This is a genomic window from Prevotella sp. HJM029, assembly GCF_000599605.1.
Taxonomy (GTDB): Bacteria; Bacteroidota; Bacteroidia; order Bacteroidales; family Bacteroidaceae; genus Prevotella.
Genome location: NZ_AZHT01000128.1, coordinates 1 through 649, shown reverse-complemented (window position 1 = coordinate 649; position 649 = coordinate 1). Strand labels below are relative to the sequence as shown.

General features: G+C 50.7%; 1 protein-coding gene and 1 pseudogene. Both read right to left on the bottom strand.

What is annotated here, in order from left to right; translation table 11 throughout:
• A pseudogene (locus X919_RS14950) lies at positions 1 to 386 on the bottom strand (hypothetical protein); the annotation flags it as partial.
• Positions 387 to 439: 53 nt separating this feature from the next.
• The gene (locus X919_RS14945; RefSeq protein WP_081759430.1) at positions 440 to 631 is read right to left on the bottom strand and encodes a hypothetical protein; all 192 of its coding nucleotides are present in this window, start codon (positions 629 to 631) and stop codon (positions 440 to 442) included.
• Positions 632 to 649: the final 18 nt, after the last annotated feature.

Genomic DNA, 649 nt, shown 5'->3' with positions numbered 1-649 from the left:
CCTGTCGAGGAGAAACGGCCACGCGTCCATGCCACAACAGCACGTGTGCCTGGTGTGGGCGTAATGGGATTCACGCCCTCAACGGTGGTTTGCACCACGGTGTAATCGGGATTATCGGTAGGCAACACTTTGGTTTCGAAAACCGAAGCAGCTACAGGTTCGGGCATAATGGAACGCGTGAGGCCTGCAGCACGCTTGGCCGAAGCAACAAGTTGGCCATCGGTGACATTAAAACGCACCGCATCTGAAACGCCATTGGTTCCTCTTCCTTCGCTTGCGGAGTCATCTACACAAGCGGTTGTTGCTATGCTTGCCAATGCCACAAAGGCCCAAGTGGCCTGTCGACAGTGGTCGGCAACATAGCGTTTGATTACTTTATAATTCATTTTCCGTTCTTTTTCTGTTGTTTTATGATTCACAATTGAGCAGGGTTTCCACACTATGGCAACTCTTCATCGTCCTCTTCATCATACTCGCCATCGCGATGTTCTGACTCGTGTTCGGTGATGCCACCGCCTTGTCCGGGATGCACTCTTGGACTTTCGCCCAACAGCAAACTCTCAACTGGTACGGGAATCACAGTGCATGCGGGAGCCGTGTATGCCCGCTTCCTAAATTCCATTCGTTTCATTACTGTTTGTTTTTATAT

What these genes read in the sequence shown, in the direction of transcription:
- X919_RS14945 (WP_081759430.1), bottom strand. Translation starts at nt 631, where the DNA reads ATGAAACGAATGGAATTTAGGAAGCGGGCATACACGGCTCCCGCATGC.